16 protein-coding genes and 1 tRNA gene are annotated in these 17,418 nt (G+C 64.9%); 11 read left to right on the forward strand and 6 right to left on the reverse strand.

The window, feature by feature from the left end; all coding sequences use genetic code 11:
- Positions 1-195, forward strand: a 195-nt coding sequence (locus tag QT386_RS11485) for a hypothetical protein (RefSeq protein ID WP_289273907.1), incomplete at its 5' end; no start/stop codon positions are given.
- A 92-nt stretch (positions 196-287) separates the two neighbouring features.
- Positions 288-539, forward strand: coding sequence for a helix-turn-helix transcriptional regulator (locus QT386_RS11490; protein WP_289273908.1), 252 nt, complete (start codon positions 288-290; stop codon positions 537-539).
- A gap of 203 nt (positions 540-742) precedes the next feature.
- Here QT386_RS11490 and QT386_RS11495 read toward each other — a convergent pair.
- Together QT386_RS11495 and QT386_RS11500 are read right to left on the reverse strand one after the other, a co-directional pair.
- Positions 743-819: transfer RNA gene (locus QT386_RS11495), tRNA-Pro, on the reverse strand.
- Positions 820-831: 12 nt separating this feature from the next.
- The gene (locus QT386_RS11500; protein WP_289273909.1) at positions 832-1,800 is read right to left on the reverse strand and encodes a polyprenyl synthetase family protein; all 969 of its coding nucleotides are present in this window, start codon (positions 1,798-1,800) and stop codon (positions 832-834) included.
- Positions 1,801-2,031: 231 nt separating this feature from the next.
- Between QT386_RS11500 and rplU the strand changes: the two genes are divergently transcribed.
- The 4 genes from rplU to proB all read left to right on the forward strand — a co-directional run bounded on the left by rplU (position 2,032) and on the right by proB (position 4,903).
- Entirely contained in the window at positions 2,032-2,346 is a 315-nt protein-coding gene (gene rplU, locus QT386_RS11505) for a 50S ribosomal protein L21 (RefSeq protein WP_289273910.1), read from the forward strand.
- A gap of 17 nt (positions 2,347-2,363) precedes the next feature.
- The gene (rpmA, locus tag QT386_RS11510; RefSeq protein WP_289273911.1) at positions 2,364-2,621 is read left to right on the forward strand and encodes a 50S ribosomal protein L27; all 258 of its coding nucleotides are present in this window, start codon (positions 2,364-2,366) and stop codon (positions 2,619-2,621) included.
- Between the two features lie 83 nt (positions 2,622-2,704).
- On the forward strand, positions 2,705-3,769 hold the full coding sequence (gene cgtA, locus QT386_RS11515) for an Obg family GTPase CgtA (protein WP_289273912.1): 1,065 nt from the start codon (positions 2,705-2,707) through the stop codon (positions 3,767-3,769).
- A 9-nt stretch (positions 3,770-3,778) separates the two neighbouring features.
- Entirely contained in the window at positions 3,779-4,903 is a 1,125-nt protein-coding gene (proB, locus tag QT386_RS11520; protein WP_289273913.1) for a glutamate 5-kinase, read from the forward strand.
- A 113-nt stretch (positions 4,904-5,016) separates the two neighbouring features.
- On the opposite strand, the gene rpsT is transcribed toward proB, so the two are convergent.
- Positions 5,017-5,280: a 30S ribosomal protein S20 gene (rpsT, locus tag QT386_RS11525; RefSeq protein ID WP_104232054.1), complete on the reverse strand. Its 264-nt coding sequence runs from the start codon at positions 5,278-5,280 to the stop codon at positions 5,017-5,019.
- A gap of 121 nt (positions 5,281-5,401) precedes the next feature.
- On the opposite strand from rpsT, the gene murJ reads away from it, so the two are divergent.
- The 5 genes from murJ (at position 5,402) to ispH (ending at position 12,300) form a co-directional block, all read left to right on the forward strand.
- Entirely contained in the window at positions 5,402-6,946 is a 1,545-nt protein-coding gene (murJ, locus tag QT386_RS11530; RefSeq protein ID WP_289273914.1) for a murein biosynthesis integral membrane protein MurJ, read from the forward strand.
- 10 nt (positions 6,947-6,956) lie between these two features.
- A complete protein-coding gene (locus tag QT386_RS11535; RefSeq protein ID WP_289273915.1) occupies positions 6,957-7,880 on the forward strand; it encodes a bifunctional riboflavin kinase/FAD synthetase in 924 nt (307 codons plus the stop codon).
- A 61-nt stretch (positions 7,881-7,941) separates the two neighbouring features.
- The gene (ileS, locus tag QT386_RS11540) at positions 7,942-10,809 is read left to right on the forward strand and encodes an isoleucine--tRNA ligase (RefSeq protein ID WP_289273916.1); all 2,868 of its coding nucleotides are present in this window, start codon (positions 7,942-7,944) and stop codon (positions 10,807-10,809) included.
- Between the two features lie 14 nt (positions 10,810-10,823).
- The gene (lspA, locus tag QT386_RS11545; protein ID WP_289273917.1) at positions 10,824-11,321 is read left to right on the forward strand and encodes a signal peptidase II; all 498 of its coding nucleotides are present in this window, start codon (positions 10,824-10,826) and stop codon (positions 11,319-11,321) included.
- Positions 11,322-11,343: 22 nt separating this feature from the next.
- Complete coding sequence (gene ispH / locus QT386_RS11550; protein ID WP_289273918.1) at positions 11,344-12,300, forward strand: 4-hydroxy-3-methylbut-2-enyl diphosphate reductase; 957 nt, start codon at positions 11,344-11,346, stop codon at positions 12,298-12,300.
- 70 nt (positions 12,301-12,370) lie between these two features.
- Here ispH and QT386_RS11555 read toward each other — a convergent pair whose 3' ends face one another.
- From QT386_RS11555 to QT386_RS11565, 3 genes are read right to left on the reverse strand one after another with little or no spacing between them, the layout of a single operon-like run.
- Positions 12,371-12,823 carry a type IV pilin protein gene (locus tag QT386_RS11555; RefSeq protein ID WP_289273919.1) on the reverse strand — a complete coding sequence of 151 codons (453 nt, stop codon included), beginning with the start codon at positions 12,821-12,823 and terminating at the stop codon, positions 12,371-12,373.
- Positions 12,824-12,832: 9 nt separating this feature from the next.
- The gene (locus QT386_RS11560) at positions 12,833-16,807 is read right to left on the reverse strand and encodes a pilus assembly protein (RefSeq protein WP_289273920.1); all 3,975 of its coding nucleotides are present in this window, start codon (positions 16,805-16,807) and stop codon (positions 12,833-12,835) included.
- A 46-nt stretch (positions 16,808-16,853) separates the two neighbouring features.
- On the reverse strand, positions 16,854-17,381 hold the full coding sequence (locus QT386_RS11565; RefSeq protein ID WP_289273921.1) for a hypothetical protein: 528 nt from the start codon (positions 17,379-17,381) through the stop codon (positions 16,854-16,856).
- Positions 17,382-17,418: the final 37 nt, after the last annotated feature.

Here is a 17,418-nt window from a genome sequence, read left to right on the forward strand (position 1 = left end):
GAACAGATCCAAAGCACGAAAGACCAACTTACCCACAGATTTGAACTAGACTCTCAACCCTTACAGGTGGGTCACTTTTCGCTGCGCACCCTGGGTCAACTTTCGCTGCGCGCCAACACGCGACGGGGTGTAGTGCAGGCGCGCGGCCAAATCCTTGGTGGTGAGGTAACTCGGCATCTCAATAATCTCCATTGAACATCAGGAGGCACGTACGTTCACTTTAGTGCCTGTATGTTCAACCTATTGGACAAATGAGATAATGCAACGCCATCCGAGGAGGTCGCAGAATGATTCGGTTCAAGCTTCGCGAGCAGATTGCAGAGAAGGCTTTTCGTGAGAACCGGCGAATCACGGTCACCGAGGTGGCGCAGGAGACTGGTATTGCGCGAGGGGTGGTGTCGGCGTTGATCAATCAGCGCGGCTACAACACCCAGACAGCCAACCTGGATCGCTTATGCGCGTACTTCAAATGCGAGCTTGCGCAGCTCGTCGAGTACGTGCCCGATGCGGAGTTACGACGGACGGGCAAGAAGCGATAACTCGCGATATGGCAAGGTCAGCGATCGGCTGGATGATGATGTGCGAAGTGGCTCGAGAGTCCACGCGGTGTCGTCGTTGAGGAGCCGCAATCGGCTGTGACGTCACCAATTTCTGTGACGTCACTGTGACGTCACAGAGGTAGGTCATGCGCGTCGGCTGGTTTTCCAGCCTCAGCGTAAACTACTGAAGACCAAGGATAAATTGGTCGGGGCGACAGGATTCGAACCTGCGACCTCTTGCTCCCGAAGCAAGCGCTCTACCAAACTGAGCTACGCCCCGTTGTTCTGCTGCTTAGCTGACGCGGGACGTGTTGTATCCGGCCAGTTCAACCAGCGCTTTCTTGTAGGGCGAGTCGGGAACCTCGCTCAGTGCGCTGACCGCTTCACGGGAGTACCGTTCGGCGAGCGCGCGAGTATAAGGAACCGCTCCGGTGGATTCAACGGTTTCGAGCACTTCCTGCAGCTTTTCTACCTGGCCGCGCTCGATCGCCTCGCGAATCAGGGTAGCCTGGGCCGGCGTGCCCTGGCGCATGGCGTGGATCAGCGGCAGGGTCGGCTTGCCTTCGGCGAGGTCGGTGCCCAGGTTCTTGCCGCTGACGCTGGGGTCGGCGATGTAGTCGAGCAGGTCGTCCACCATCTGGAAGGCCATGCCCAGCTTGTGACCATAAAGACCGATGGCGTCCTGCACGGCCTGCGGTTGGTCGGCAGCGATGCCGCCCAGGCGGCAGGCGGCTTCGAACAGGCGGGCGGTCTTGAGTTCGATGACGCGCAGGTAGCGTTCCTCGGTGACCTCGGGGTCACCGGCGTTCATCAGCTGCAGCACCTCGCCCTCGGCGATGGCGTTGGTGGTATCGGCCATGACCTTCATGATGCCCATGCGGCCGGTGTCCACCATCATCTGGAAGGCACGGCTATATAAGAAGTCACCCGACAGCACGGCGCCGGCATTGCCCCAGACCGCATTGGCGGTCTTCAGGCCGCGGCGCAGGCCGGATTCATCCACCACGTCGTCATGCAGCAGGGTGGCGGTATGGATGAATTCGATGGTCGCGGCCAGCAACTCGGGCTCGGCCGTGCGGCTACCCAGGGCGCGGCCGGCCAGCAGGACCAGGGCCGGGCGCAGGCGCTTGCCGCCGGCATTGACGATATAGCCCGCGATCTCGTTGATGAGCACCACTTCGGAGCTCAGGCGGGCGCGGATGACGTCATCGACGCGCTGCATGTCGCCGGCAATGGGGGCCAGGATGTCTTTCAGGGTCATGGGGAAGCAGGAAAAAGGCCGCGAAAGGCTAGGGTGCCCGGCCGCATTCGTCAATCAATATATGGAGATAGCCCCCGCGGAGGCGGCTTTGGCCTCCAAGCCCCTGCCCCGGGGACGCCTGGCGGTTACAATTTATGGGATAAATGTTGACGAAGGGCGGGGGGATCACTAAAATCCCGCGCTCTTTCAGGGCCGTTATCCGGCTCAAGACCTATTCTGGAGTATTCCACGATGTACGCCGTTATCAAGACCGGGGGTAAGCAGTACAAGGTCGCCCCGGGCGAAAAGCTGTCCATCGAGAGCCTCGACGTGGAAGTCGGCAGCACCGTTTCCTTCGAGGAAGTGCTGATGGTCTCCAACGGCGACAAGCTCACCGTGGGTGCTCCGCTGGTTGCCGGTGGTGCGGTCAAGGCGGAAGTGCTCGCGCACGGCCGTGGCGACAAGATCCGCATCATCAAGCACCGCCGCCGCAAGCACTATCACAAGGAGCAGGGCCACCGTCAGAACTTCACGGAAGTGAAGATCACTGAAATCGTTGGCGCCTAAGTTCAAGGAGTACAGAAATGGCACATAAGAAGGCAGGCGGCTCTACTCGTAACGGCCGCGATTCCGAGTCCAAGCGACTGGGCGTCAAGAAGTTCGGCGGCGAAGCGGTCATCGCCGGCAACATCATCGTCCGCCAGCGTGGCACGCGTTTCCGCGCGGGCATCGGCGCCGGCGTCGGCAAGGATCACACGATCTTCGCGCTGACCGAGGGCACGATCCAGTTCAACACCCGCGGTCCGAAGGGCCGTATCCACGTCGATATCGTCGCGGCCTGAACTGTCTGAACGTCTCACCGAAAAGGCCCCGGAAACGGGGCTTTTTTGTTCGTTGAGCCTCAACGCCCCGACCTGGTCCCGCCATGAAATTCGTCGATGAAGCCAATATCCGTGTCGAGGCCGGCGACGGCGGCGCGGGCTGCATCAGCTTCCGCCGCGAGAAGGCGATCCCCTTCGGAGGGCCGGACGGCGGCGACGGCGGCGACGGCGGCAGTGTTTTCGCCGTGGGCGACGTCAATCTCAATACCCTGGCGGACTTCCGCTTCAGCCGCCGCTTCCGCGCAGCGCGTGGCCAGGATGGCACCGGCTCCAACTGCACGGGCGCGGGTGCCGACGATCTCGAAGTCCGCATGCCGCTGGGCACGCGCATCTACGATGTCGAGACTGCCGAACTGATCGGCGAGCTGACGAAGGTCGACCAGCGCATCAAGGTGGCCCAGGGCGGCTTCCACGGCCTGGGCAACGTCCGCTTCAAGTCGTCGGTCAACCGCACGCCGTACAAGTCCACCAAGGGCTATCCCGGCGAGCAGCGCGAGCTGCGCCTGGAGCTGTCGCTGATGGCGGACGTGGGCCTGCTGGGCATGCCCAATGCCGGCAAATCGACCCTACTGTCCTCGGTTTCAGCCGCCCGCCCCAAGATCGCGGACTATCCCTTCACCACGCTCTACCCGCAGCCGGGCGTGGTGTCGGTGGGCATGAACCGCTCCTTTGTGATGATGGACATCCCTGGCCTGATCGAGGGTGCCTCCTCCGGCGCTGGCCTGGGCATCCGCTTCCTCAAGCACCTGCAGCGCACGCGCCTGCTGCTGCACCTGGTGGACATCCTGCCGCCCGATGAAAGCGATATCGTCGACAACATCCGCACGATCAACGCCGAGCTCAAGGAGTTCGGCGATGAACTGGCCGGGCGTGAGCAGTGGCTGCTGTTCAACAAGACCGACGTCATGCCCGACGACGAGTGGCAGGCGCTGATCAAGAAGGCACTGCGGCGCCTGCGCTGGAAGGGCCGCTGGTTCGCCATCTCCGCCGCCACGCAGCGCGGCCTGGGCGAACTCAGTGAAGCCGCCATGCAGTGGGTCGAGCAGCATGCGGCCCCCAAGATCATCGAATCCGAAGTCCCCACCGACAGCACGCCGCCCCAGGCATAAGGCCGCAACATGGATCGCCACAAGCTCGCCGTCAGCAAGCGCTGGGTCATCAAGGTCGGCAGTTCCCTGGTCACTGCCAAGGGGCAGGGGCTGGACCACGAGGCCATCGCCGACTGGTGTGCCCAGATCGCGGCACTGCGCCGCCAGGGCAAGCAGGTGGTGCTGGTGTCCTCCGGCGCTGTCGCCGAGGGCATGGCTCGCCTGGGCTTCAAGAAGCGCCCGGGGACGCTGCACGAGCTGCAGGCCACCGCCGCCGTCGGCCAGATGGGCCTGGTGCGTGCCTACGAGGATGAGTTCGCCAAGCACGGCCTGCGTGCCGCGCAGGTGCTGCTGACGCACGAAGACGTGGCCGACCGCGGCCGCTACCTGAATGCGCGCAGCACCTTCAACACGCTGCTGGAGTTCGGCGTGGTGCCGGTGGTCAACGAGAACGACACCGTCTCCACCGACGAGATCCGCCTGGGCGACAACGACACCCTGGGGGCGCTGACCGCCAACCTGATTGACGCCAACCTGCTGGTGATCCTCACCGATCAGGAGGGCCTGTTCGATTCCGATCCGCGCCACAATCCGGAGGCGAAGCTGATCTCGGAGGCGGAACTTTCGGACACCCGTCTGGCCGGCATGGCCGGCGACAGCAAGGGCGAGCTGGGCCGCGGCGGCATGCGCACCAAGCTTTCCGCCGCCCACACCGCCGCCCGTTCCGGCGCGGCCACGGTGATCGCCTTCGGCCGCAAGTCCGATGCGCTGCTGCGCATTGCCCAGGGTGAGGAGATCGGCTCGCTGTTAAAGCCCGCCCAGGGCGTCATGGCGGCCCGCAAGCGCTGGATCGCCGGCCAGCTGCAGCTGCGCGGCCGCCTGGTGCTGGACGAGGGCGCCGTGCGCGTGCTGCGCGAGCAGGGCCGCAGCCTGCTGCCGGTGGGCGTGAAGCGGGTGGAGGGCGAGTTCGAGCGTGGTGACCTGGTCCAATGCCTGGATCTGGAGGGCAACGAGATTGCCCGCGGCCTGTCCAATTATTCGGCGGCCGACGCCCAGAAGATCGCCGGCGCCCGCAGCGAGGAGCTGGCGGCCCGCCTGGGATACGTGGGTGAGGTGGAAATCCTCCACCGCGACAATCTGGTGCTGAGGGGCTGAGCGGTCCTCCCGGGAGCATGCGGCCGGCATGCCGCCATCCGCGCCGGGAGAAGCGGGCGTGACAAATGAAAAAGCCGGGCAATGCCCGGCTTTTTCATTTGAAGCTTAGGAACTTAGCCGAGAGCCTTGATGTGCGCGGCGAGGCGCGACTTGTGGCGGGCGGCCTTGTTCTTGTGGATCTGGCCCTTGTCGGCGTAACGGTCCAGGACCGGCACCATTTCCTTGTAGGCGGCTTCCGCCGCAGCCTTGTCCTTGGCATCGACGGCCTTGACGACCTTCTTGATGCTGGTACGGATCATCGAGCGCTGCGCCACGTTGTGCTCGCGACGCTTGACGGACTGGCGGGCGCGCTTTTTGGCGCTGGCGATATTGGCCAAGGTGAAACTCCTGAAGAATTCGATTCAAACGGACTTTTGAAGGGGGCGAATTCTCCGGGTTGACGCATTTTTTGTCAACTTTTAGCGCCAGAAAACAAAGCCTTCTGTACACTGCGCGCCCATGTCCAAATCCCTCCTGAAGTCTTCCGGCATCGTCAGCCTGATGACCCTGCTGTCGCGCGTGCTGGGCTTTGTGCGCGACGTGATGTTCGCCGCGTCCTTTGGCGCCTCGGCGGGGATGGACGCCTTCCTGGTGGCGCTCAAGATACCCAACTTCGGCCGTCGCATGTTCGCCGAGGGGGCCTTTTCGCAGGCCTTCGTGCCGGTGTTCACCGAGATCAAGACCACCCGTCCGCAGGAAGAGGTGCGTGATCTGGTGGCCGCCACCATGGGCACCCTGGGCGGCGTGCTGGCGATGATCACGCTGGTGGGTTGCCTGGCGGCGCCGCTGCTGCTGTGGGTGTTCGCTCCCGGCTTCGGCAGCGATCCGGCCAAGCAGGCGCTGGGCGCGGACCTGCTGCGCTGGACCTTCCCCTACCTGATGTTCATTTCGCTGACGGCGATGGCGTCGGGCGTGCTGAACAGCTACGGCCAGTTCGCCGTCCCGGCGATCACGCCGGTGATCCTCAACCTCTGCCTGATCGGCGCCGCCTTCATCGACAACGACTCGGTGCAGATCCTGGCCTATGCCGTGTTCGCGGCGGGCATCCTGCAGTTCGTCTTCCAGTGGCCGGCGCTGCGCAAGCTGGGCCTGCTGCCGCTGCCGCGCTGGGGCTGGAAGGACCTGCGCGTGCGCCGCGTGGTGACGCTGATGCTGCCGATCCTGTTCGGCGCCTCGGTGCAGCAGATCAGCCTGCTGCTGGACACCATCCTGGCCTCGCTGCTGGTCACCGGCAGCGTCAGCTGGCTGTACTACGCCGACCGCCTGATGGAGTTCCCCCTGGGCATCTTCAGCATCGCCGTGGCCACGGTGATCCTGCCGAGCCTGGCGGCGCAGCACGCCAAGCGCTCGTCCGAGGACTTCTCGGCCACGCTGGACTGGGGACTGCGCACGATCCTGCTGATCGGTGTGCCGGCCGCGCTGGGGCTGTTCCTGCTGGCGGGGCCGCTGACCACCACGCTGTTCCAGTACAACGCCTTCAACGCCCATGATGTGCGCATGACCGCCTGGGCCCTGATGGCCTATGCCTTCGGCTTCATGGGCTTCTCGCTGGTCAAGGTGCTGATCCCGGGCTTCTACGCCCGCCAGGAGACCAGGCTGCCGGTGCGCTTCGGCCTGATTGCCATCGTCTCCGGCATGGCCATGAGCGGCAGCTTCGTCGGCCTGTCGCTGCTGCTGGACTTCGAGGCCCCGCACGCCGGCCTGGCCCTGGCCACCTCGCTGTCGGCCTGGATCAATGCGACCCTGCTGTTCCGCCGCCTGCGCAAGGACGGCATCTACCGGCCCCGCGCGGGCTGGCGCAGCTTCGGCCTGCGGCTGTTCGCGGCCAACGGCGCCATGGCGGCGCTGCTGCTGCTGGGCAGCCCGGCACTGCAGGTCTGGATCGACGCCGGCCTGCGCCAGCGCGGCGTCTGGGTGCTGGGCCTGGTGGCGGGAGCCATGGCCGTGTATTTCGCTACGCTATGGCTCTGCGGCATGCGCATGGCCCATTTCCGCCGCAGCTGAAGCTGAACCCATGGAACTGATCCGAGGCTACCGAAACCTGCAGTCCCGGCACCATGGATGCGTGCTGACGATCGGCAATTTCGACGGCGTGCACCGGGGCCACCAGGCGCTGATCGGCCGTGCCCGGGCCCTGGCCGGCGAGCAGGGGCTGCCGGTGGCGCTGATGACTTTCGAGCCCACCCCGCGCGAGTACTTCGCGCCCGACAACCCGCCGCCGCGCATCAGCACCTTCCGCGGCAAGGTCAAGGTGCTGCGTGAGTTGGGCGTGGACCGCATGGTGGTGCAGCGCTTCGGCCGCAGCCTGGCGGCCATGCCGGCCGAGGATTTCGTGCGCGAGGCCGTGGTGCGCGCCGCCGGCGCCCGTGCCGTGGTGATCGGCGACGACTTCCGCTTCGGCCACAAGCGCGGCGGCGACCTGGCCCTGTTGCAGGCCATGGGGCGCGAGCTGGGTTTCGTGGCCGAGGGCCTGGGTACCGTAGCGGTGGGGCAGGAGCGCTGCAGCTCCACGGCCCTGCGCCAGGCCCTGGCCGAGGCCGACCTGGCGCGCGCCGAGGCCATGCTGGGGCGCCCCTACGAGATGACCGGCCACGTCCGCCGCGGCCTGCAGCTGGCGCGCAAGCTGGGCATGCCCACCACCAATATCTTCCTGCATCGCCCGCCGGCGCTGCGCCTGGGCATCTACGCCGTGCGCGCCCGGGCCAATGGCCACGATTACGAGGGCGTCGCGGCCCTGGGCGTGCGGCCCACCCTGGGCTTCACGCGCTGCCTGCTGGAGACCCATGTCTTCGGTGAGCCGGGCGAGCTTTACGGCCACGCCATGACCGTCCAGTTCCGCAAGTTCCTGCGCCCCGAGGAGCGTTTCGACTCCCTCGACGACCTGGCGGCCCAGATGCAGCGCGACAAGGCCGACGCCATGGCCTTCTTTGCTTCATAATTCGTATTTCCGCCAAAGCTTTAGGGCCCGGGTCAGCCGGGCTCCGTGCCAGTCGTAGACCATGAGCGACAAGAAAGACTACAAGCCGACCATCAACCTGCCGGAAACGCCGTTCCCGATGCAGGCCAACCTTGCCAAGCGCGAGCCGGACTGGCTCGGGAGCTGGGAGGGTGGCGGTCTCTATGCCCGCATCCAGCAGGATACCTCCGGCCGGCCGCCGTTCTGGCTGGTGGATGGTCCGCCGTACGCCAATGGCGATATCCATATCGGCCATGCCGTCAACAAGGTCCTCAAGGACATCGTCTGCAAGTCGGCGCGCCTGGAGGGCTTCCACGTGCCCTTCGTGCCGGGCTGGGATTGCCACGGCCTGCCGATCGAGCTGCAGGTGGAGAAGAAGTTCGGCAAGGTCGGCGAGAAGCTCGACGCCCGCGAGTTCCGCCAGAAGTGCCGCGAGTACGCCACCGAGCAGGTCGCGCGCCAGCGCGAGGACTTCAAGCGCCTGGGTGTGCTGGCTGACTGGGATCATCCGTATCTGACGATGGCGCCGAGCTTCGAGGCCGAGCAGTTGCGTGCGCTGTCGCGCATCATCGACAACGGGCACGTCGTGCGCGGCTTCAAGCCGGTGCACTGGTGCCTGGATTGCGGCTCCTCCCTGGCCGAGGCCGAGGTGGAGTACGAGGACAAGAAGTCCTTCGCCATCGATGTGAAGTTCGCCGCCGCCGATGTCGCCGATATCGCCCGGCGATTCGGTGTGGCCGATGCGGTGGGCGCCGCCTTCGTGATCTGGACCACCACGCCCTGGACCCTGCCGGCCAACCAGGCCGTCGCGGCGGGCAAGGACATCGAGTACGTCCTGGTGGACTTCCCCGAGCAGGGCCGCCTGATCGTCGCGGCGCAGCTGCTGGAGGGCATCGCCAAGCGTTACGGCGCCGAGGCCGCGGTGCTGGGCCGAGCCACGGGCGCGGCGCTGGAAGGCGCGCGTGCGCAGCATCCCTTTGCCGGGCGTCAGGTGCCGGTGATCCTCGGCGAACACGTCACGCTCGATGCCGGTACCGGCCTGGTCCATACCGCGCCCGCGCACGGCGTGGAGGACTATGTCGTCGGCAAGCTCTACAACCTGCCCGTGGACAACCCCGTGCAGTCCTCCGGCAAGTTCACGGACGCCACGCCGCTGGTCGGCGGGCAGCACGTGCGCAAGGCCGAGGAGCCGATCATCGCCGCGCTGCGCGAGAGCGGCGCGCTGGCGCACGTCACGCAGATCACGCACAGCTACCCGCACTGCTGGCGCCACAAGACGCCGCTGATCTTCCGCGCGACGCCGCAGTGGTTCATCTCGATGGAAGCCGCCGGCCTGCGCCCGAAGGCGCTGGAAGCCATCCGTCGCACCAACTGGATCCCCGGCTGGGGTGAGGCGCGCATCCACGAGATGATCAAGGACCGCCCGGACTGGTGCATCTCGCGCCAGCGCACCTGGGGCGTTCCGCTGGCCGTCTTCGTTGAGCGCCAGACGCAGAGCCTGCACCCGGACAGCGCCGCGCTGCTGCTGCAGATCGCCGACCGTGTCGATGCCGACGGACTCGAGGCCTGGTGGGGCAGCACGCCCGCCGCCTGGGGCGTGGACGAGGCTCGCTACGAGAAGTGCACGGACACCCTGGACGTGTGGTTCGACTCCGGCGTGGTGCATCAGTGCTTCTTCAAGAGCAATGGCTTCACCAGGCCCGACTACGCCGCGCTGGACAGCGCGGCGAACCGTGACCCGGCCACCGGCAAGAACGGCGCCCAGTCCACGGTGTTCTACCTGGAAGGCTCGGACCAGCATCGCGGCTGGTTCCACTCGTCGCTGCTGGCGCGCGTCGCCATGGACGGCCACCCGCCGTACACGCATGTGCTCACCCATGGTTTCACCGTGGACGAGCAGGGGCGCAAGATGTCCAAGTCGCTCGGCAACGTCGTGGCGCCGCAGCAGGTGACCAAGACCCTGGGCGCCGACATCCTGCGCCTTTGGGCCTCCAGCTCCGATTACTCCGGCGAGATCGCGATCTCCGACAAGCTGCTGCAGCGCATGGCCGATGCCTACCGCCGCATCCGCAACACCGCGCGCTACCTGCTGGGCAACCTCAACGGCTTCGACCCCGCCACCGACATGGTGCCGGCGGAACAGTTGCTGGCGATGGATCGCTGGGCGCTGCAGCAGGCCGAGGCCCTGCAGCAGGAGATCCGCGCGGCCTACGGCCGGCGCGAGTTCCATCAGGTCTACCACAAGCTCCACAACTACTGCGTGGTGGACCTGGGCGGCCTGTACCTGGACGTGCTGAAGGACCGCCTCTACACCTCGCAGCCCAAGAGCCTGGCGCGTCGCTCGGCGCAGACCGCGATGTTCCACATCGCCGAGGCCATGGTGCGCTGGATCGCGCCCATCCTGTCCTTCACCGCCGACGAGATCTGGGCTGCCCTGCCGGGTGACCGCAGCGGCTCGGTGTTTGCGCAGACCTGGCATGCGCTGCCGCAATCCGGCGCCACCGAGGTGGACTGGCTGCGCCTGGCCGCGGTGCGCGAAGCGGTCAAGAAGGTGTTGGAAGACCTGCGTGTCGGTGGCCAGATCGGCTCCGGCCTCAATGCCGAGGTGGCGCTGCATGCCGACGGCGAACTGGCCACGGCCCTGGCGACGGTGGGCGAGGAACTGCGCTTCTGGTTCATCACCTCCGCCGTGACGCTGCAGGGCATGGCCGCGCGCCCGCAGGATGCCGTGGAAGCTACCCTGCCGGGTGGCGAGACGCTGTGGATCGCCGCCAAGGCCAGTGCCCATGCCAAGTGCGAGCGTTGCTGGCACCAGCGTCCGGAAGTCGGCCAGCATGCCGAGCACCCGACGCTCTGCGAGCGCTGCATCGTCAACGTCGACGGAGCGGGCGAGACGCGCCGCTACATCTAGGAAATCGAATTCCCATGTCTTTCCAGTACAAGAACGTCTACTGGCTCTGGCTCTCGGCCGCGATCATCGTGCTGGACCAGATCACCAAGCAGCTGGTGGTGAAGAACTTCGCGGAGTTCGAGCGGATGGTGCTGACGCCGTTCCTCAACCTCTGCCGCGTCCACAACACCGGCGCTGCCTTCTCGATGATGAGCGAGCTGCCGCCGATGGCCTTCGTGCTGCTGGGCACCGTGGTCAGCGTTGGCATCCTGGTCTGGATGCGCGCCAACCCCTCCAGCCAGCGCCTGGTGGCGGTCGCCCTGGCACTGATCCTGGGCGGCGCCCTGGGCAACGTGATCGACCGTGCCACTCGAGGCCATGTCGTTGATTTCATAGATTTCTACGTGGGAACCTGGCACTTTCCGGCGTTCAATGTGGCCGATATCGCCATCAGCTTCGGCGCGGCCTTTCTGATCCTGGACATGCTTCTGGACCTGCGACGCGGCAAAATGGCGGCAACGTCGCAGAAGTGACGATGGAAGTGACGAGGTCCTGATGCAGATTCTTCTGGCCAACCCGCGCGGCTTCTGTGCCGGGGTGGATCGCGCGATCGAGATCGTCGAGCGCGCCCTCGAGGTGCTGGGCGCGCCGATCTACGTGCGGCATGAGGTGGTGCACAACCGCTTCGTGGTGGACGATCTGCGTGCCAAGGGTGCCGTGTTCGTCGAGGAGGTGGACGAGATTCCCGAAGGCGCCACCTGCATCTTCTCCGCGCACGGTGTCTCGCAGCAGGTGCGAAGGGATGCCGCGAAGCGCGGCCTGACCGTGTTCGATGCCACCTGTCCGCTGGTCACCAAGGTCCACATCGAGGTCAAGCGCTACTCGCGCGAGGGCAGGGAAGTGGTGTTGATCGGCCATGCCGGGCACCCTGAGGTGGAAGGCACCATGGGCCAGTTCGACGCCACCCAGGGCGGTCACATCTACCTGGTGGAGACGCCGGACGACGTCGCCAAGATGACCATCCGCGATCCGGCACACATGGCCTACGTCACCCAGACCACGCTGTCGGTGGACGACACTTCACGGGTCATTGATGCCTTGCGCCAGCGCTTCCCGCAGATCCATGGTCCGCGCAAGGACGACATCTGCTACGCCACGCAGAATCGCCAGGACTCGATCAAGGAGTTGGCGTCGAAGTGCGACGTGGTGCTGGTGGTGGGCTCCAAGAACAGCTCCAACTCCAATCGCCTGCGTGAGCTGTCGCAACTGCGCGGCGTGCCGTCCTACCTGATCGACGGACCCCAGGACATCGACCCCACCTGGTTGACTGACCGCAAGGCGGTCGGCGTCACCGCGGGTGCCTCCGCGCCGGAAATCCTGGTCAAGCAGGTCGTCGCACGCCTGCGCGAGCTGGGCGGCGAGACCGCGCAGGAACTGCCGGGGCGCCAAGAGCACATTGTCTTTTCGTTGCCGCAGCCGCTGCGGCGCCTCCCTGCGGGACCGGCAAGTTAAGCCCTACGGGAATCCACACCAAGAAAAAGGCGCCTTGCAGCGCCTTTTTTACAGCGACCAGTTCAGTGCCCTACTTCCAGCAGCGTTCGAGCGTCTGCGATCCGGTGCGACCGCGCACCCCCGTGCTGGTAATGCTCAGGGTGCCGCACTCATCGCCCGCCATGGGGCCCTGCGGCACGGCCTGGAGCGTATAGGAAGCCGCCGTCGCGCCCGCGGCGACTTGGATCGCATAGGCCTGAGTTCCGTTCGCCGGGGTGCGTTTGAGCGCCGCCGGCATCGCGGTACCCGCGCCAACGTAGGTATTGTTGGCAACATAGAACCGCTGCATGAACTGCGCGGCGTCCAATAGGGCAGTACGAGCCTCGGCTCTCCGGGCACGGTCGATATAAGCGGTGTAGCTCGGGATGGCAATCGTCGCCAGGATGGAGACGATGCCCACCGTGATCATCAGCTCCAGCAGGGTAAAACCGTGCTGGGAGCCTGCCGGCATGGGTCGTGCTACCTGGGTGCTGCGATAAGTCATGGGCATTCCTTACTCCGGTACCTGCTGTATCTGGCGCCACCACCAGCGTTCGCGGGGAGGCAGCTTGACGCAGATGTTGCTGTTGCCGCCCAGCGCGCTCTGGACGCTGACGAGCTTGGTGCCGTCCTCGCAGCGATTCTCGGGGTCCGGTGGGCAGTCGTCTGGATTGAGGCAAGGCTTCTGCGTAAGGACCACGTCGCGTCCATCCCAGGTACCGCGGTATCCGGCCACGATCGTGTCACTGCTGTTGACGTAGCCGTCGCCATTGGTGTCGAACAACGCTGTCTGAGGCATGGTGCCGTCGATCGGGTTGATCAGCAGGTTGTAGGCACCGCCGGTGCCGGTATCGTCGCAGGGGTTCAGCGCCCCCTGCGTCGTCGGCGACATGGTCTCGAACAAGGCGAAGCCGAAGATGAAGGTCGGCGACAGCAGGTTGCGGTGCCCCGCTACGATCGTCAGCGGCAGGGTCCAGCCGCGTTGGGTGGCCCAATTGAGAGGCGCCGTGTTGAGCCGGTAGTAGATCGCGCCATCAGGTCCGTTGATAGCCGTGGAATTGAAGGCATGGTTGGCCAGGGCGCTGCTCAGGACCTGGGCATCCGCTGGCGTAACGGTGGCCCAGGAAGCGACGCCATTGCCGTCGACGGTGAGTTGCTGCTTGTCCCAGAGGCCATAGAGGGCCTGCTGGGCCGTGGTGGCCTGGTCGCCCTCTTCGTACAGCTTGCCCGTACCCACCAGCACCATGTAGCCGCCCAGCGGATGTGCGAGATACTGCGGCGCTGCCGTGATCGGCTTGGTGTTGCTCGCCTGGAAGAGCGGGGTGCCGGCGAAAGAGACACCCCAGCTGCCGCTGCTCGTGGAGGCCAGGTCGAATTTCCAGACATTACCCAGCAGATCCCCGGCATAGGCGCCGACGATCACCCGATTGGCATCGCGGATCACGCGTACGCCACCCAGGCCATTGCCGGTGGCCGTGGAGGCCTGGATTCTGCTGATCAGGGCGCCGGTTTGCAGGTTCACGATGAACAACTGCGCCGTGCCGCTATTGCTGTTGGGACCATTGCCGAAGACGGCGGCCCATTGGCCATTCTTCATCAGGCCGACTTCGATGGGCGTCATGACGTAACCCAGTTCGGACTGTGTCGTGGAATCCATTTCCCACAGTACGTTGCTCGCATTCATGGTGCCGGTGCTGGTCACGTCCAGAGCGAACACGGCGCGGGCTCCGGCGCCCGTGGCTCCCACCAGTACGTTCTTCCACCCGCCGCCCAGGTAAGCGTCGCTTTCCGTTAGCTGCCCATCCACGTAGAAGCGATGCTCGTAGGAGGTGGACGCCAGGGCCGGCAGGTACTGCATAAGGATGCGGGGAATGAAGCCGAAGATTTCCCGGCCGTCGCTATCGCGGAAGGCATGCAACATGCCGTCGTTGCCGCCGATGAAGACCACCCCATCGCGCGCTGCCTTGTCTGTCAGGAACTGCTTGTAGGTCGTGCGCCCCGCCGTCCCGGTCGGCAGGAAGTTGTACTGCATGTCGACCAGGCTCTTGACGTAAACAGGCTGCGAATTCACGAAGTCGCCGAGACGCGAGGCGCGCTCCCGGTAAAGACCTCCTTCATAGGTTGCATCGCCGCGCAGGTAGTTCACCAGGTTTTCCGTTGCGCCCGGCAGATCGGCTTTGACACCGGCACTCATGCCGGTCCAGGTGAACGTCTCCGCCTTGGGTGTTCCATTGCGCGTGCCGACGAAGATGTTGCGGGACCCGTGCGCCGGGAGTGCCGCGGCCGCATTCCAGATCGGGGAGAGTTGTTGGCCGAACTGATCCAGCTCGTAGGCCGTGAGATTGCCGGTCCAGATAGCAGTCTTGTATTCGGGGACGTACTTGCGGTTTCCGGCTTGCAGGGTGGCGGCTGTTGCAGCCACGCCGCCTTCGCTGGCGTTGCGAACCGTGATCTCATTGAGAATCGAGGATAGCGAGGCAGCGAACTCATCCGGATCCTTGGCGCTGAGATATTCGCCACGGCTGTTGACGGCGGCATGCCAGAGATCATCGACCGCGGTGGAGGTATCGCCGACCGGGACGGGCCAGTTCTTGGTGCCTGCCTGCAGCCCAGCGATATCGTCGGGATAGTTCAGTGTGCCGCCGACGCCCAGGCCGACGGTGAAGTTGACCATGTGTTGCCAGAAGGCGGGATTCTTGGCGTCCGGCTTGACGCGATTATCGAGGTCCGTCCTCAGGTCGCGGTTCCAGTAGTACATCGCGACGTCAGCCAGGGTTCCAGTGGTGCTGTCGCTGGCGTCCTGGTAGGGCCGTGCCTTGACGTAACGGTAGGACTGGCTATTCGGGCCGGTGATCGTTGGGCCGGCGACATTGTCCACATTGGAGCCGTTGATGGTGCTGGAGGCTGCATCGCCGTTCCAGAATCCGTCCGTCATGAGAATGTGGTAGGACTTGCGGCACTGCAGGTGCGTATTGACGGCAACGCCGTCGTCCGTGCCGGGGGTGTTGCCCCAGGGGCCTCGATTATCTGAGCGCTGATAATACTTGCCGACGTCGTCCATCGCGCGCCGCAGGGGGGTGCCGCCGGAGGCGGGCACATCATGCAGCCAGTCGAAGAAGGCGATGCGGTCGTTGCCTGTGAAGGTCCTGACCCCGCGCTGTATGGTGGCGGTGGCCACGCTGTCAATGCTGCTGCTGGCCTTGTTGATCCGGCCGTAGCCTACGCGCAGTTCAGTGCCCTGCTCGGAGAACGCTCGGCTGGCTGACGCAATCGACAGGTAGTTGCGCGTACGGTAATAGGTGAACCAGTTGGCGAAATTCTTGTACTCCTGCGCCTGCGTGCAGGAGCTGGTAGAGCCCGAGATGGTGCAATCGGTACGGCCGGCACCACGGGTGAACGTGGTGTAGTCCATGATGCGGATGCGTCGGTAGTTCTGGGCTTCCGATGTGCTGGTGGAGCCGTTCACATACTCGTAGTAGGTTGCTGGCGCCAGGACTTCGTCCTCGCTCCCCGGATAGCACGCGCTATTGAGCCAGATGCCGCCCAGGCGGGTGGTGCAGAAGGAGCTGCTGGCCCAGCGCGAAGAGTTGACACGGCACTGGCTGCTGGTCCAGTTGGCGCTGTTGCCGGTCAGCGTGGTGCAGGCCGACTGGGTCGTGGGGGCGGTCAGTCGGCAATAGGTCGTACTGCCGGTGCCGGTGCCGCTGTAAGTTGCCGCGGTGCCGAGAACGGTGGAATTGCAGTTTCCTGAACCATAGGCGATGGCCGTCCCGACCGGTGCAGTCGAAATGGTGCCGCAAGTGGCCGTCTTGTTGCGGTCCGCGGTCAGCGTGGTATTCGGCGTGGTGGTCGTGGACGAGCGGCAGACGAAGGTCCCGGTCGGGATCGGCTGGAGACCTGTCAGGTCGACCGAGCCTGCCGCAGTACGGATATTCGGGTCCAGCCAAGCCTCGGTAGCCGAAGAGTCCGGGTACTGCGTGCCATCCGACTTGTACCATGGCTGGTATCGGATTTCCGGGTTGTAGTAGACCGTGTTCCATGCCGACGAGCGCATGCGCGCGGAGATCAGATCCAAGGCACGACAGTCGGCGAACTGGGTGTCAGGGCTGCAAACCGTGGTTGTGGAACTGGTTCGAAAATTGGGTCGGGTAGCGACCAGCTGTACGCCGTCACCGGACCCACCATTGCCGAAGGTGGCATTGTCCAGCGGATGGAAAGTCGTTGACCAGCGAACCGCGTTGTTCGTGCTCCAGGAGGCAGCGTCGGGCATAAAGCGCCAGGCCATTGAGCCCGAATCGTCGAACGTGAACATGACGTTCGGCTTTGCGGGGTTCTCCGAACGGGTCAGGAGCGGTGACTGCGCCGGATCTGCCCATGCTGGATTCAGTGCGGCGGCACCGAGCAGTGCAGCCAGCGCCGTTGCAGTTCGTAGGGGCGCGCGGTTGAGAAGGAACGAAGCTAAGCTGGAGCCGGTCTTCTGCGTGTTCATATGAAGCCTCGTTTGCTGCAATCGGTGAGCCCCTGTAGGGCCCTGCCTAGAGAATGGTCCGGATGGTCGATTGGACCCAGGCTTCGGAGCCCGAGATCGATTTGCCGGACGAATTGCGCTGGAAGTCGGGACTGAATCCGCGAGCCGTGATCCTGAAAATGAAGACACTGCCTGGCTGTACGCCACGGTCCTCGGGGCGGATCGTGATCTGGTCCATGTCGATGGAGCCATACATTTCGTCGTAGGAGAGCCGCCTGACGATGCATTGCGGCGCTGTGGCGTAGGTGACGGTGCTGCCCAGGAACGAAGAAGGTGTCGTGTTGACGCGAGTTGTATCCGTCCAGTTGCTGGCGGTACGCCACTCGTCCCGCACAGCGCCATTGTTCAGTGAGAACACATTGAGCGTCCCGCTGTTCATCAACTGGCGCTCGCAATAGCGCAACGCGATTTCTGCGGCCTGCAGGGCGAGATTCTGCGAGCGGATGTTCTGGCTGACCATGTCGCTGGCGGTGGCGCCACGCATAGCCACTACCGATGACACGGTCATCACCACCAGCAGGACCAAGGCGAGCACCAGGACTACGCCACCGGATCGGCTGCGCCTGCCGTAG

This window comes from Solimonas sp. SE-A11, from assembly GCF_030345715.1.
GTDB lineage: Bacteria > Pseudomonadota > Gammaproteobacteria > Nevskiales > Nevskiaceae > Solimonas_A.